We start from the raw sequence: 15,241 nt of genomic DNA on the forward strand, positions 1-15,241 counted from the left end.
TTTTTTGCATCTCTTTTTATTTTATTGATTAGTCCTTACAGACCAAACGCTTCTTTTACCTTTTCAATGTAATCCAATTTTTCCCAGGTGAATAATTCAACCTCAATTTGTTTCTTTTCTCCTGTGGAACTTTCGAATTCCTTCGTCACTTTTCTTGGTGTTCTACCCATATGACCGTATGCTGCTGTCTCGGAGTAGATCGGATTTCTTAGACCAAGACGAGTTTCAATGCCATAAGGAGTCATGTCAAACAAATGCGCTATTTTATCAGCAATCTGACCGTCTGTCAGATTTACTTTGCATGTACCGTACGTATTCACATAAATTCCCATAGGGTCTTTTACACCAATTGCATAAGAAATCTGAACGAGGATTTCGTCAGCTACCCCTGCCGCAACTAAGTTTTTGGCAATATGGCGGGTTGCATAAGCCGCCGAACGATCCACTTTTGAGGGGTCTTTCCCAGAAAAGGCTCCTCCACCATGAGCACCTTTTCCACCATACGTATCGACAATAATCTTACGGCCAGTAAGTCCAGTATCTCCATGCGGGCCGCCGATAACGAATTTTCCGGTAGGGTTGATATGAAATTTAATCTCATCGTTAAATAACAACTGAAGCTCTGGCTTTAATTGCGCTTTGACACGAGGGATTAAGATTGTTTTTATATCCTGTGTGATTTTGTCTAACATGACTGGCTCGGCGTCAAAGTCATCATGCTGTGTAGAGATGACAATGGTATCAATCCTCTTCGGTTTGTGGTCATCACCGTATTCCAATGTTACTTGTGACTTCGCATCAGGCCGTAAATATTTTATTTCGTTGTTTTCCCTACGTAGTTCTGCGAGCTCATATAAAAGACGGTGAGAAAGGTCTAGGGCTAAAGGCATGAAATTATCCGTTTCATTATTGGCATAGCCAAACATAATTCCTTGGTCGCCAGCTCCCTGCTCTTGTCTCGTCTTTCGATCCACACCCTGATTGATATCTGCAGACTGCTCGTGGATTGCAGATAACACACCACAAGAATTTGCTTCAAACATATATTCAGACTTTGTATAGCCAATTTTCTGAATAACAGAGCGGGCTATTTTTTGTACATCCAGATAGATGTTTGATTTAACCTCACCAGCAAGAACGACCTGTCCAGTCGTCACCAAAGTCTCAATAGCAACACGTGAGTCTTCATCCCATGCTAAAAAATTGTCTATTAATGCATCTGAAATTTGGTCCGCAACTTTGTCCGGATGCCCTTCAGAAACAGATTCTGACGTAAATAAATAAGCCATGCCTTACGTAATTTTAATATTGGATTTGCGCTAGAAATGAAATAACAGCAAAGTGATAAGAGCCGTGATAGCGAAGGGTTTTTAGCACTTTTTTACTGTGGTTGCAATCTCCTTGTCGTTGCTTTGTGTATGCAACAGCACGCAAATCAGTCCACATTCTATTTTTTGTTGCGACAAAGCTACGATACTTTGTGGGATATTTAAAATCAAATTTGTCTTTTAATTTTAAAAAATTAGAAAGCGACGTTAAAACGGTACAAGATTACATTATTTTAAGAAATTGGTAAATTCCGCTATCTTTGGATATGTCAGAACGTAAACAAATATTGTTTGTTATTAACCCTATTTCAGGAGGAAAACGCAAGACTTCCTTCAAAAAGCAGGTATTAGATGTACTGGATTTACAGAAATTTGATCCGACATTTCAGCAGACAGCGCGACCCAATCATGCCTATGAAATCGGCTTACAGGCCATTAAGGAAGGCTATGATGCGGTAATAGCGGTCGGCGGAGACGGGACAATCAATGAGTTGGGCTCTGCTTTGGTCGGATCGGGAATACCTTTGGGGATTATCCCGGAGGGTTCTGGAAATGGGCTGGCACTCTATTTAGGTATTCCAATGAATGAAGCTGCAGCAATTCGCCGCATAAATCGTTTTGAATCCATTGAAGTGGACTGTGGTGTTATTAATGACCGACGCTTTTTTAATATTGCCGGATTAGGTTTCGACGCTTCTGTAAGTGAGAATTTTGCCAACGAAAATATCCGGGGGCCCTTGGGATATATGAAATCTGTTTTTAACGTGTTGAGCAAATACCAACCTGCTCATTATAAATTAACGATAGACGGTAAGGTATACCAAAGGCAGGCCTTTATGATTAGTGTTGCTAATTCACCGCAGTACGGAAACAATGCATATATTGCCCCTCAAGCTTCGGTGAATGACGGCATACTTGATGTATGTATTGTACATAAGTTTCCGCTGTATATCTTGCCAAAAATGATTTTCCACCTATTCAATAAGTCTGCAGACCAGTCAAGCTACGTGGAAATTATACCAGGAAAGAATATTCAGATCGAGGTAGATTCGATTTCACCAGTTCATGTGGATGGGGAGCCCATCGAATTAGGTGATAAACTAAATATTTCCATTATGCCCAAGGCAATAAAAATTATTTGTTAAAATTATGAGCAAAAATAAGAAACAGTCATACGAAGGCGTTGTATATTCGACAGATGATAGTTTTAACTATCAACTTGCTGATTTATTTCAGGAAAAAGAGACCTTACCGGTAAACCAGCAGAATCTTAAAGTGCAGCTCGACCGGAAAATGCGGAAGGGCAAAGTTGTTACTTTAGTGACCGGATTTGTGGGACAGACAGAAGATCTGGAAGCTTTGGGCAAATTGTTGAAACAAAAGTGCGGAGTAGGCGGGGCGGTCAAAGATGGAGAGATTATGATCCAAGGCGAATTTAAGCAAAAGATCTATGAGTTGTTACTTAAGGAAGGATATCGGGTAAAATTGGTTGGTGGTTAAACAACTATATCTGTGCTAATTATAGCAAATCTAATGAATTGTTTATTAGGTGAATATGACAAGAGCGAGACACAATGAATTATTAAAAAACATGAGTAATCACTTACTTTTTGTCGCTTAAATTCCTCGTTTTTCTTGCATATCAAAAAAAAAATGGTTTTCATTGTAAAATAATTATTGCTAATAAGCGATTTAGCTGATAGTAATAAGGATTATATAACGGGAACTGCTGAGAAAAATGACACCATGGTAGGTGTATTCAGTTTGAAAAAACAAATTTGATTTTTTTTATATATTTGAGATGAATATTTTAAATTTGACATTAAATATTAAATTTGCTTTGCAAAATTGGTTTCAAAAGCAAATAAGAGTGCATATAATTTAAACAACATTATATATTTAAACAACAGTAAAAAACTAAAAATTAGAAAAATGGCAAACGCACCTAAAACTGCTGCAAAACAAGAAAGCAACAACGGAGGATCTTTCTTCGCTCAAGCTGCAATTATCATCTGTTTCATCGTTGGTTTCTGTTTATGGAAATTTGTAATGGGTAATCCAACTAACTTCGTTGACAACAATCCTGAAAATGCTCCTAATCCAGGTAACTATTTAGGAATGGTTTACCACGCTGGGGCTATCGTACCTGTTTTGCTTGGTTTATTCTTGATGGTATGGGTTTTCTCTGTAGAACGTTTTATCGTTATCAACAAAGCTTCTGGTACTGGAAACGTTGGAAACTTTGTTAGAAAAATCCAATCTTTGATTAATGGTGGAAACATCGATTCAGCTATCGCTGAGTGTGACAAACAAAAAGGTTCAGTGGCAAACGTAGTAAAAGCTGGTTTATTGAAATACAAAGCCGTATCAGCTGACGTTAATGTTGATACTGAAAAAGCTACTATCGCAATTCAAAAAGAAATTGAAGAAACTACAGCATTAGAAATGCCAATGTTAGAGAAAAACTTAAACGTAATCGCAACATTAGTTTCTATCGGTACACTATGTGGTCTATTAGGTACAGTAACAGGCATGATCAAAGCCTTCTCGGCATTGGCAACCGGTGGCGCTCCTGATTCAGCTAAATTAGCAAACGGTATCTCTGAGGCCTTGATCAATACAGCTACAGGTATTGCGACTTCAACATTCGCTATCGTATTGTATAACATCTTTACTGCAAAAATCGATAAATTAACTTACTCTATCGACGAAGCTGGTTTCTCAATCGTACAAACATACGCTGCAAACCACAAATAGGAACTGTGATGAAAATTTTTGATTTTATTTTATGGAAATCAAAAATCTAAAGCATCATAGTGTAGAAGATTGAGTTTAATTAATTTAAAAAGAAGAATTTAAAATGGGTAAAGCAAAAGTAAAAAGAGCCAGTACGTCAATCGACATGACAGCGATGTGTGACGTATCGTTCTTGCTGCTTACGTTCTTCGTATTAACGGCGACAGCGCGCCAACCGGAAGCATTGACGGTGGATACCCCAGCATCAACTACGAAAGATAAATTACCTGACTCTAATGTGGGTATGATTACGATCGGTGATGGTGGAAAAGTTTTCTTTGGAACGACAGATCAACAGGTTCGCGTAAAAGCATTGGAAAGAATGTCTGCAAAATATGGCATTGGCTTTTCGCAAGAGGACTATGATCATTTCAAACTGATGGAAAATTTTGGTGTACCAATGTCTAAGTTGAAGGGGTTATTGGCTCTGGACGGCAGCAAGCGCACTGAAAAAGGTGTACAAACTGGTATTCCGATTGACAGTACAGAAAATACCTCTAATGAGTTGTACTACTGGGTGCAAAACACACGTTTAGCTGCTGAAGAAGTAAATAAAGAAAAGGAATCATCGGACAAGAATTTTGTTCACCCGGGTCCTTTGAAGATTGCGATCAAAGCTGATGCAAATGAAAAATATCCTTCTGTAAACCAGGTTATTGAAACGTTGCGTAATCAAAAGCAAAACAAATTTAGTTTCATCACTGGCATGCGTGCTGAGGAAAAATAATTGACGATTTAATAAGAACAAAAAATGGCAGAATTAAATCAGGATAGTGGTAAAAAAGGCAAAGGCGGGAAAGTTCGGTCCAAGAAAAATGGTGGTAAGGTCGACCTTACAGCCATGGTGGATTTGGCCTTCCTATTGATTACCTTTTTCATGTTGACCACATCTTTAAATAAACCACAAGCGATGGACGTGGCGATGCCAGATAAAAATAAAGTTAAGGATGAGCCTCAGCCGGATTTATTGACAGCTGACAACCGTTCATTGACAGTTTTATTGGGATCTGATAACAAAGTCTCTGTGATTTACGGACAAGTAAAAAATCCGATCGAAGGACCAACGACTGTTGGTTACGGAGCTGATGGTATTCGCAAGGTATTGATGGAGAAAAAAGCCTATGTACCACGCGTTGCTGGCGGTAAGGATTTGATCGTTATCATTAGACCGAGTGATAAAAGCACGCAACGTAACCTAGTTGATATTCTTGACGAAATGAAAATCGTTGATGTCAAACGTTACATGATTGCTAAAATCAGTCCAGAAGAAGTGGAGGTTTTAAAACGTGATAATATCTACAATGATTAATCATTATTAGGTAGCACGATAAAGTATAAAAATATGATAGGGTCAAAATTAGATATTTTTAAGAAAGAATGGCTTGATGTCGTTTTTCAGGGACGTAACAAGGAATACGGCGCTTATGAGCTACGTAGACTTGCCCCTAAAGCGACTAATAGAGGATTACTTGTCGTAATTGGCGTGGTAGTTCTTGCAAGTCTTCTTCGTCTTTTCGGAGATAAAATTTTTCCGAAGAAACCTGTTGAAGCACCTCCGGCAGTAACAGAAGTTACCTTGGAAGACCTTGAAGAGATCAAACCACCAGAACCGCCAGAAGAGGAGCCCCTTCCACAAGAACCGGAAGAGAAACCTCAGCAAGTGGCAATGGATGTGCCGAAAGAGGATTTGATTCGTTTTCCTGAACCAAAAGTAGCTCCTGCAAATAAAGTTGTGGAAGAAGTTGCTTCTCAGGAAGAGTTGAAAGATCCAAACAAAACTCCGGCGCGTATCACGTTGAAAGGTAGTCCGACAGGTACTTCCGTAGCACGTGGTGAATTTGGTTCGAAGAAACAAGACGGTGGAATCACAGGTGTTTCAAAAGGAGATCCAAATGGAGATCCAAATGGAGATAAAATCTTTACGGCGGTAGAGGTAAATCCAGAGCCAATTGGAGGTATGAAAGCGTTTATGTCATGGATTTCTTCTAACTATGATTATCCGCAAGCGGCATTAGAAAATGGAATCAACGGTGTTGTGGAAGTTTCTTTCGTCGTGGAAAGAGATGGTAGCTTGACAGATATCAACGTAAAACGCGATTTGAAATATGGTACGGGAGATGCAGCTGTTAAGTTGTTGAAAAAAGCTAAAAAATGGAAACCAGGTATTCAAAATGGTCGTCCAGTTCGTGTAGCTTACACCCTGCCAATTCGTTTGAATACTATTCAAAATTAGAATGACAGATTTTAATTCGAATAATAATTCTAATTATAGACAGAAATCGCCTTTAAAGCGATTTCTGTCTATTTTAGGACTATTTATGTTTGGTTTTTATTTTGTTTTGGGCCTACTGATTATTTTTTGGGATAATTTTCCCATTGAGATTAATCCGACGTACAAAACAGTCTTTGGCGTTGTATTGATCCTCTATTCTTTTATGCGGTTTGTACGACTTTGGCAAAACAATTTTAATTAGCGGCTGGCGCTCTTTTTAATTCAATCAACTCTCTTCAAAAATTAAACTATTCTTTTATTTTAATTGTCTAATTGTATGATGTATCGTATGAGAAAATATAGTGTAATTCTTGTAACGCTTGGACTTTGTGCGGGATTATTTCAATCCTGCAAAGACAGGACTAAGGAGAAAAAGGAGAGTGATGATATTCTAACTGGCAAATTGCCGGTTTTAGTCGATCAGACGTTATTGCCGATCATTAAAGAATCTGCTGATGTATTTGAGAGTTCATATCCGAATTCCAGTCTTGAGCTTATGGTAAGACCAGAAATCAAAGCGGTCAATGCATTGTTAGCAGATTCTGCTTATGTGATTGTGTTAACCAGAAAGCTAACTGGCCAGGAGGATGACTATTTTAAGAAGCGCGGTATTCAGCCTAAAATTTTTCAGATGGCATCCGACGCTGTTGTATTAATCAATAATCGTAGCAGTGCCGATACTATAATGTCCCAAAAGAACGTTAAGTCTTTGTTGGAGGGTAATTTAAGTGGCCAACGTTTGATTTTTGACAATGCGAATTCAAGTACACTACGTTTTTTAAAGGACTACTATAAACTGGAGAAAGTTGATCCAAAGGCTATTTCAGCGATGAAGGATAGCGAGGACGTAATGAAGTATATCAGTGAGAATACAAATGCTGTGGGCGTTATCGGTTATAATTGGTATTTAAAAGCTGTTGAAAAAAATTCGAAATTATTGGATAAAATTCGTACATTGAGCATTGAAAATGTGGGTGCGGGAGAGTCTAAGGGGCTTTTTTATAAGCCATCACAGTCAACCATAGCCGACGGAGTGTATCCGTTCATACGACCGGTTTACATCATGAATTATCAGCCAAATATGGGTTTGGGCTTAGGCTTTAGCGCATTTTTGACAGGAGATCGCGGACAGCGCATTGTATTAAAAGCGGGATTGGTCCCTGAAACAATGCCCGGACGCGAGATCATTATTAGAGATGAGAGTTATATTAAATAGATAATAAATAGTACAAAAATAGATTATGACAAACAGTAAATTATTATTTAGTCTTTTATTGGCTGGGTCTGTGGGCACCGTAAGTGCACAGAGTTTGAAAGATGCTAGAGCAGCCATCGAGGCTGAAAACTATGGTAAAGCGAAAACTATTCTTCAACAATTAGTGACTAAGCAACCTAAGAATGGAGATAATTATTTCTATTTGGGTCAAGTTTATTTGGTAAACGACAGAGCAGACTCTGCCGCTGCGATTTTTAACCAAGGTTTGACTGCTGATCCAAAAGCGACGATTAATAATGTTGGTTTGGGTTATGTTGACTTATTGAAAAAAGATAAAGCTAGCGCTGAATCTAAGTTTGCCTTGGCAACTGCAAAATTAGGTAAAAAAGATTACGAACCATTATTGGAAATCGGTCGTGCATACATCAATACACCAGAACCGGATTATGCGAAAGCTTTGGAATATTTGACGCAAGCGAAAGCAAAAAATACCAAAGATATTGCTATTCCTTTGGCCTTAGGTGATGCATACCGTGGTTTGAGAGAAGGTTCATTGGCTTATACAAGCTATGGTGATGCCATGGATATTGATGCAAATTCTGTTCAAGCTAAAGTCGGGCAGGCAGTTATTGTTCGTGGCGCTCAAGCTTACGACGAGGCGGTAACACAATTGGAGGCTATCGTTGCAGAGACGCCTACTTATGCGCCTACTTATCGTGAGTTGGCAGAAACGTATTACCAATGGTCGAAAATGCCTGGTACTACGGATGAGAAATACGTTGAATTAAACAATAAAGGTGTTGCGCAATACAAGAAATATTTAGAAGTAGCGGGTGACAATACTTTGGAGGCTAAAATTCGTTATGCCGATTTCTTGGTTTACGCACGTCAATATGATGAGTTAAAAACGGTTTCGGAAGAATTGGCAAAAAACCCATCTATAGATCCAAAAATCTATCGTTATTTAGGATATATTGCGTTCCAAAAATCGAAAGACTATCCAAAAGCATTGGATTATTTAAATCAAATGTTCAGCAAGATGGAAAAAGACCGTGTAATTCCTTTGGATTACATGTACTTGGGTATGGCTGAGATTGCGACTAACAGTCCGAAACCTGCTGCTCCGGCTGCTGGCGCGGATAGTACTGCAACAGATAGCACGGCTGTAGCGGCTGCTCCAGTTTTGACTCCGGAAAACACAGCAAATATCCAAAAAGGTATTGCAAACATTAAGAAAGCAATTGAAGGTGACAAAGAGCTGTTGGGCGAGGTTGCAGAATTGGCATTTGCGAAATACCAAGAGCAAGAATTACAAACCGCGGTTTCATTATTTGGACTTGTAGGTGAGTATAAAGATACGCCTTACTACTTCGATTCGCACTATTATGCTGGTGAAGGTAATTACCAAATCGGTTTCAAAAAAGATAGCCAGGCGAAAGATGCGGAAGGAAACTACGTTAATCAAGAATTGAGAAATCAAGCTATTGCGGACTTTGGCAATGCTCAAAAAGAGCTCACGATCATTGAAACCACTGATAACAAAGAGGCGCAAGATAAATACCTGATTAACGCGTTATATTACAAAGCTTTTTCAGCTTTGGGTTCCGATGATATGGCACAGCCAAAAGGTGATTTTGTCGCTGCATTCCAAAAATTGATTGATACAATTAATCAAAGAGGTACGCAAGAAAAAAATAAAGCGTATTTAGTGGATGGTTATACTTACATAGGCCTTTTCCACTATTTGAAACAAGATACAGCGAAAGCAAAACAAGCCTTCCAGAAAGTATTGGAAATTGATCCAGCGAACGAGGATGTTAAAGGATACTTAGAAGCTTTAAAATAAGCTTAACTAAAATCATTCTAAATTAGGCGTAGATAGTAATATCTACGCCTTTTTTGTTTTGAATTTAGTCTTGGAATCTCTATATTTAGAGACAGTTACCAATATAAATTCTGATTGAGATGGAGCACGCCAATAGTATGCCGATAGACTACTTACCTATATTCATACAGCTTATCGTAGCAGTAGGATTCGGAGTAGGGACCATAATTATTACACACCTTATAGGGCCGAAAGTCAGGACCGAGAATAAGCTTGGGGCATTTGAGTCCGGGATTGAAGTCATCGGTAATGCGAGGCAGCCCTTTTCCATAAAATATTTTCTGGTGGCGATCTTGTTTGTCATTTTCGATGTTGAGGTTATTTTCATGTATCCATGGGCTGTCAACTTTAGAGAAATGGGCTTTCAAGGCTTAATCGAGATGTTTATATTCATGGGATTGCTCTTATTGGGCTTTATCTATGTCATTAAGAAAAAAGCATTGAACTGGGACTAAGTTGTCCTATACTAAATTGGCTACAAGGGCCGATTGTACTTAAACCTTATAAATCGTCTTTTCATGAGTGATATAAAATTGGCAGAAGCTCCTCCGGGAGTAGAGGGCGCAGGTTTCTTTGCGACAAGTTTGGATAAAGCTATTGGATTGGCGCGTGCAAATTCATTGTGGCCTTTGCCTTTTGCTACATCCTGCTGTGGCATCGAATTTATGGCTACCATGGGATCAACGTACGATTTGGCTAGATTCGGTGCGGAACGTCCAAGTTTTTCTCCACGTCAGGCAGATATGTTGTTGGTCATGGGCACTATCGCAAAAAAAATGGCTCCCGTCTTGCGGCAGGTCTATGTCCAAATGGCGGAGCCACGATGGGTGATTGCCGTGGGGGCCTGTGCCTCTAGCGGCGGAATCTTTGATACCTATTCTGTGTTGCAGGGGATTGATGAGATCATCCCTGTGGATGTGTATGTGCCGGGCTGTCCGCCGCGGCCCGAAGCTATTTTAGATGGTGTATTGCGCTTACAGGATATAGTCAAAAATGAGACTTTAAATAGGCGAAATACGCCTGAATATAAGGCACTCTTAGAAAAATACGGTATACATACTAATAAATAAAAGATGGAAAACAGTTTTTTATTAGACAAACTACAAGGAAGTTTTCCTTCAAAGATCGTAGAGATTCCGGATGCACATGATTTAATGACCATCCTTGTGGATGTGGATGATATCATCGATGTGTTGCGTTTTCTGAAGTTGGATAATGAATTACAGTTTGTTCATTTAACTGATATTACTGCGGTACACTATCCTCATCTCGAAAAGGAGTATGCTGTTGTCTATCATATTCATAGTTTGATTTACAATATCCGCGTACGGGTTAAGGTCTTTCTGTATGGTCCAAATCCTGAAATACCAACGGCTACGGTTGTGTGGAAGGGTGCGAACTGGATGGAGCGTGAGACATATGATTTTTTTGGTGTAAACTTTATAGGGCATCCGGATTTAAGAAGGATTCTGAATGTTGACGATATGGATGTTTTTCCGATGCGAAAGGAATATCCCTTGGAAGATCCAAATCGTGTAGATAAGAAAGATTTGTATTTCGGCCGTTAATTTATATGATATGAGCGAGTTTATAAGCAAGATGACATCGAATCAGCCAGTCTTTGATGATAATGATCCACAGGATGAGCTGATCACCTTGAATATTGGTCCCACGCACCCGGCCACACATGGTGTATTCCAGAATGTTGTACAAATTGACGGAGAACGTATCGTCAGTGGTGTTTCTACTATAGGTTATATCCATCGTGCTTTTGAAAAAATTGCTGAACATAGACCATTTTATCAGATCACACCATTGACGGACCGATTAAATTATTGTTCGGCACCTATCAATAACATGGGCTGGCACATGACCGTTGAGAAGCTGTTAAAAATCGAGATTCCGAAGCGTGTACAATATATGCGGGTCATTGTGATGGAACTTGCCCGAATAGCGGACCATATCATCTGCAACGGAATCCTGGGAGTTGATACCGGAGCTTTTTCGGGATTCTTGTATGTGATGCAGGAACGCGAGTTTATCTATGAGATCTTTGAGGAGATCTGTGGCGCTCGCCTGACAACAAATATCGGCCGCATTGGCGGATTTGAACGGGATTTTAATACCGTTGCTTTTGAGAAAATCCGTGAATTTTTGAAACGCTACCCACCGGTATTGAAGGAGTTTGAGGAAATGTTTGTGCGTAACCGGATTTTTATCGAACGAACTTCGGGTGTCGCTGCCGTTACTCCTGAGGAAGCATTGGACTATGGTTGGTCCGGACCTATCCTAAGGGCAACAGGTGTGGATTATGATGTACGGGTACAAAATCCATATTGCTCATATGAAGAGTTTGATTTTGAGGTCCCTGTGGGTACAACAGGTGATGTGTATGACCGGTTTATGGTCAGAAATGAGGAGATGTGGCAATCACTTCGCATCATTGAGCAGGCGCTGGAAAAAATAGAAAAGGAACCCAAAGGCGTGTTCCATGCCGAAGTGCCTGATTTCTACCTGCCACCGAAGGAACAGGTTTATACCAATATGGAAGCGCTGATCTATCACTTTAAAATCGTCATGGGCGAGGTAGACACGCCTAAGGCCGAAGTATATCATGCGGTGGAAGGAGCAAATGGTGAACTTGGATTTTACTTAATCCACGATGGTGGTCGCTCACCCTACCGACTTCATTTTAGAAGGCCATCCTTTGTCAATTATCAAATGTTTGCGCCTATGAGTGCAGGAATGCTGCTTTCAGATGCGATTTTAAATATGAGTAGTCTTAACGTTATAGCAGGAGAATTAGATGCTTAGTGTAAAACAACATAATGAAAATGTAACGTTTTCTCCCGAATTGCTAGCCAAGTTTGGAGAAGTAGTAAGCCGTTATCCTGAGGGGAAACAGAAATCGGGTCTATTGCCGATTTTGCATTTGGTTCAGGCGGAATTTGGCTGGGTCAGTGCTGATGCAATGGATCAAGTAGCTGTTTATCTCCATATTTTACCGATTGAAGTCTACGAGGTGGCGACATTTTATACGATGTTTCTGCTGGAGCCTAAAGGTAAATATGTGTTGGAAATCTGTCGTACTGGTCCTTGTTGTTTAGTGGGGGCAGAGCGAATCATGGGACATTTAGAACAAAAACTCGGCGTAAAAGAGGGTGATGTGACGGCTGACGGTCTTTTTTCCTGGCGTGGAGTCGAGTGTCTGGCTGCCTGCGGATTTGGCCCAGTGCTACAAATTGGACCTGAATATACCTTCTATGAGAATTTGGATGAAGCTAAAGTGGATGAATTGATTGATAATTTAAAAGCTAAAACAGAATAATATGGCACGTAAACTTTTGTTGACACATATCGATGTTCCCGGCATCAATACCTTTGAGGTTTATCGTCAAAAAGGGGGCTATGTTGCTGTTGAAAAAGTAATAAAGACAATGTCTCCCGAAGATGTGGTTGAGGAGGTGAAAAAATCTGGACTACGTGGTAGAGGTGGCGCAGGCTTTCCGACAGGAATGAAATGGTCTTTTCTCGCAAAACCTGAGGGAGTGCCCCGTTATTTGGTCTGTAATGCGGATGAGTCTGAGCCAGGCACATTCAAGGATCGTTATTTGATGACACATATCCCACACGCCTTGATCGAGGGAATGATTGTGTCTAGTTTTGCCCTTGGCGCAAATACATCTTATATCTATGTGCGCGGTGAGATGATGCCGCAGATCAGAATCCTGGAACGTGCGATTGCTGAAGCAAAAGAGAAGGGGTTTTTAGGTAAAAATATCTTGGGCTCAGGATATGATTTGGAAATCTATGTACAGCCGGGTGGAGGTGCTTATATCTGTGGTGAAGAAACCGCATTATTGGAGTCTCTAGAAGGTAAGCGTGGTAATCCACGTATCAAACCTCCTTTTCCGGCTATAGCGGGATTATATAATTGCCCTACAGTAGTAAATAATGTGGAGTCTATTGCAGCAACTGTACCTATTCTTAATTTGGGTGGAGAGGAGTATGCAAAGATCGGTGTGGAGCGTAGTACGGGAACTAAATTGATTTCGGCCAGTGGTAATATCGTTAAACCCGGTGTTTATGAAATCGAACTTGGTCTACCGGTAGAAGAGTTTATTTATTCAGATGAATATTGTGGTGGTATAGCCAACGGAAAGCGGATGAAAGCAGTTGTGGCAGGTGGTTCGTCGGTACCTATTCTGCCAGCAAACCTTATTTTAAAAACAGCTGCTGGTAACAGTCGTTTGATGACCTATGAATCCTTGTCCGATGGTGGTTTTCAGACAGGGACTATGCTTGGCTCGGGTGGTTTTATTGTGTTTGATGAGGATCAGTGTGTGGTCCGAAATACCTGGAATTTTGCCCGTTTCTATCATCATGAAAGCTGTGGACAATGTTCGCCATGTCGGGAAGGAACAGGCTGGATGGAAAAGGTGTTGCATAAAATAGAAAGTGGACATGGATCCATGTCTGATATAGACTTGCTTTGGGATGTACAGCGCAAGATCGAGGGAAATACCATCTGTCCATTAGGCGATGCAGCCGCCTGGCCTGTGGCTGCGGCAATCAGGCACTTTAGGGATGAGTTTGAATGGCATATATTACACCCCGAAGAGTCTCAGACAAGAAATTATGGGCTGGCGCATTATGCGGATCCATTACAACCAATTGTATCATAATAAAAGCTGTAACGATAAATTATAACGATCATGGCAGAAGCGGAAGATGTAAAGTTTAAGGTCACAATAGACGGTATACCAGTAGAGGTGGCACCGGGGACAACTATATTAAATGCTGCACGGCAGATTGGCGGGGATATCGTTCCGCCTGCAATGTGCTATTACTCTAAACTGGAAGGGAGTGGTGGAAAATGCCGCACTTGTTTGGTTAAGGTATCGAAAGGTTCCGAAAAGGACCCTCGGCCAATGCCAAAACTCGTAGCATCCTGTCGCACCACCGTTATGGATGGCATGGAAGTGCAGAACATTACTTCTCCGGAGGTGGTAGAGGCTAGAAAGGGCGTTGTTGAGATTCTTTTGATCAATCACCCTTTGGATTGCCCGATCTGTGATCAAGCTGGAGAATGTAAACTACAGGATCTAGGATATGAGCACGGCAGTGCAGAAACACGCTATGAATTTGATCGACGCACCTTTGAACGAATTGATCTAGGGGACAAAATCCAATTGCATATGAACCGCTGTATTTTGTGTTACCGTTGTGTTTATGTTGCGAATCAACTTACGAATGAGCGTGTACATGGTATTTTGGGCCGAGGGGATCATTCAGAAATATCGACTTATATCGAAAATGTAATTGACAATGATTTTTCGGGCAATGTGATTGATGTCTGTCCAGTTGGCGCACTGACCGATAAAACTTTCCGATTTAAAAATCGGGTCTGGTTTACAAAGCCTGTAGATGCACACCGCGATTGTCCGACCTGCTCCGGCAACGTGACATTATGGTATAGGGGGCAGGATGTTCTACGTGTGACGGCGCGGAAGGATGAATTTGGTGAGGTGGAGGAATTTATCTGTAATACCTGCCGCTTTGATCAGAAAAAAACAAGCGATTGGATTTTGGATGAACCAACAGAAATCGATCCGCAATCTGTGATTTCCGCCAATCATTATGAACTATTTAACCCGCCAAAAGTAGTGAAGGAGAATCCAATACTTCAACAGCAAAATCGCGAACAGTTGGCTAGAACAGAAAAATTGAAATAAGCACGAATC

16 protein-coding genes are annotated in these 15,241 nt (G+C 40.4%); 15 read left to right on the top strand and 1 reads right to left on the bottom strand.

Annotation, left to right across the window (positions count from 1 at the left end; translation table 11 throughout):
* Positions 1 to 35: 35 nt before the first annotated feature.
* Complete coding sequence (gene metK, locus B4A24_RS18985; RefSeq protein WP_293946575.1) at positions 36 to 1,289, bottom strand: methionine adenosyltransferase; 1,254 nt, start codon at positions 1,287 to 1,289, stop codon at positions 36 to 38.
* A gap of 305 nt (positions 1,290 to 1,594) precedes the next feature.
* Between metK and B4A24_RS18990 the strand changes: the two genes are divergently transcribed.
* The 15 genes from B4A24_RS18990 (at position 1,595) to B4A24_RS19060 (ending at position 15,232) form a co-directional block, all read left to right on the top strand.
* Positions 1,595 to 2,473: a diacylglycerol/lipid kinase family protein gene (locus B4A24_RS18990; protein ID WP_293946576.1), complete on the top strand. Its 879-nt coding sequence runs from the start codon at positions 1,595 to 1,597 to the stop codon at positions 2,471 to 2,473.
* Between the two features lie 4 nt (positions 2,474 to 2,477).
* Positions 2,478 to 2,828 carry a translation initiation factor gene (locus B4A24_RS18995; protein ID WP_293946577.1) on the top strand — a complete coding sequence of 117 codons (351 nt, stop codon included), beginning with the start codon at positions 2,478 to 2,480 and terminating at the stop codon, positions 2,826 to 2,828.
* 432 nt (positions 2,829 to 3,260) lie between these two features.
* The gene (locus tag B4A24_RS19000; protein WP_172395937.1) at positions 3,261 to 4,085 is read left to right on the top strand and encodes a MotA/TolQ/ExbB proton channel family protein; all 825 of its coding nucleotides are present in this window, start codon (positions 3,261 to 3,263) and stop codon (positions 4,083 to 4,085) included.
* Positions 4,086 to 4,188: 103 nt separating this feature from the next.
* Positions 4,189 to 4,851, top strand: a complete 663-nt coding sequence (locus tag B4A24_RS19005) for an ExbD/TolR family protein (RefSeq protein WP_172395938.1) — start codon at positions 4,189 to 4,191, stop codon at positions 4,849 to 4,851.
* A gap of 24 nt (positions 4,852 to 4,875) precedes the next feature.
* Entirely contained in the window at positions 4,876 to 5,433 is a 558-nt protein-coding gene (locus B4A24_RS19010; protein ID WP_172395939.1) for an ExbD/TolR family protein, read from the top strand.
* 33 nt (positions 5,434 to 5,466) lie between these two features.
* Positions 5,467 to 6,357 (top strand): TonB family protein, encoded by an 891-nt coding sequence (locus B4A24_RS19015; protein WP_172395940.1) that lies wholly within the window; start codon positions 5,467 to 5,469, stop codon positions 6,355 to 6,357.
* A gap of 328 nt (positions 6,358 to 6,685) precedes the next feature.
* Positions 6,686 to 7,612, top strand: a complete 927-nt coding sequence (locus tag B4A24_RS19020; protein ID WP_293946578.1) for a PstS family phosphate ABC transporter substrate-binding protein — start codon at positions 6,686 to 6,688, stop codon at positions 7,610 to 7,612.
* 25 nt (positions 7,613 to 7,637) lie between these two features.
* The gene (locus B4A24_RS19025) at positions 7,638 to 9,458 is read left to right on the top strand and encodes a tetratricopeptide repeat protein (protein WP_293946579.1); all 1,821 of its coding nucleotides are present in this window, start codon (positions 7,638 to 7,640) and stop codon (positions 9,456 to 9,458) included.
* Positions 9,459 to 9,577: 119 nt separating this feature from the next.
* Entirely contained in the window at positions 9,578 to 9,952 is a 375-nt protein-coding gene (locus B4A24_RS19030) for an NADH-quinone oxidoreductase subunit A (RefSeq protein WP_172395943.1), read from the top strand.
* Positions 9,953 to 10,015: 63 nt separating this feature from the next.
* Positions 10,016 to 10,567, top strand: coding sequence for an NADH-quinone oxidoreductase subunit B (locus B4A24_RS19035; RefSeq protein ID WP_172395944.1), 552 nt, complete (start codon positions 10,016 to 10,018; stop codon positions 10,565 to 10,567).
* A gap of 3 nt (positions 10,568 to 10,570) precedes the next feature.
* Positions 10,571 to 11,065 carry an NADH-quinone oxidoreductase subunit C gene (locus tag B4A24_RS19040; RefSeq protein WP_293946580.1) on the top strand — a complete coding sequence of 165 codons (495 nt, stop codon included), beginning with the start codon at positions 10,571 to 10,573 and terminating at the stop codon, positions 11,063 to 11,065.
* A gap of 10 nt (positions 11,066 to 11,075) precedes the next feature.
* On the top strand, positions 11,076 to 12,311 hold the full coding sequence (locus B4A24_RS19045) for an NADH-quinone oxidoreductase subunit D (protein WP_293946581.1): 1,236 nt from the start codon (positions 11,076 to 11,078) through the stop codon (positions 12,309 to 12,311).
* A complete protein-coding gene (nuoE, locus tag B4A24_RS19050) occupies positions 12,304 to 12,825 on the top strand; it encodes a complex I 24 kDa subunit family protein (RefSeq protein ID WP_293946582.1) in 522 nt (173 codons plus the stop codon). Before B4A24_RS19045 ends, nuoE begins: the two co-directional genes overlap by 8 nt.
* A 1-nt stretch (position 12,826) precedes the next feature.
* Complete coding sequence (gene nuoF / locus B4A24_RS19055; RefSeq protein ID WP_293946583.1) at positions 12,827 to 14,182, top strand: NADH-quinone oxidoreductase subunit NuoF; 1,356 nt, start codon at positions 12,827 to 12,829, stop codon at positions 14,180 to 14,182.
* A gap of 30 nt (positions 14,183 to 14,212) precedes the next feature.
* On the top strand, positions 14,213 to 15,232 hold the full coding sequence (locus B4A24_RS19060) for a 2Fe-2S iron-sulfur cluster-binding protein (RefSeq protein WP_293946584.1): 1,020 nt from the start codon (positions 14,213 to 14,215) through the stop codon (positions 15,230 to 15,232).
* Positions 15,233 to 15,241: the final 9 nt, after the last annotated feature.

It is taken from the genome of Sphingobacterium sp. UBA7249, assembly GCF_002472835.1.
Taxonomy (GTDB): domain Bacteria; phylum Bacteroidota; class Bacteroidia; order Sphingobacteriales; family Sphingobacteriaceae; genus Sphingobacterium; species Sphingobacterium prati.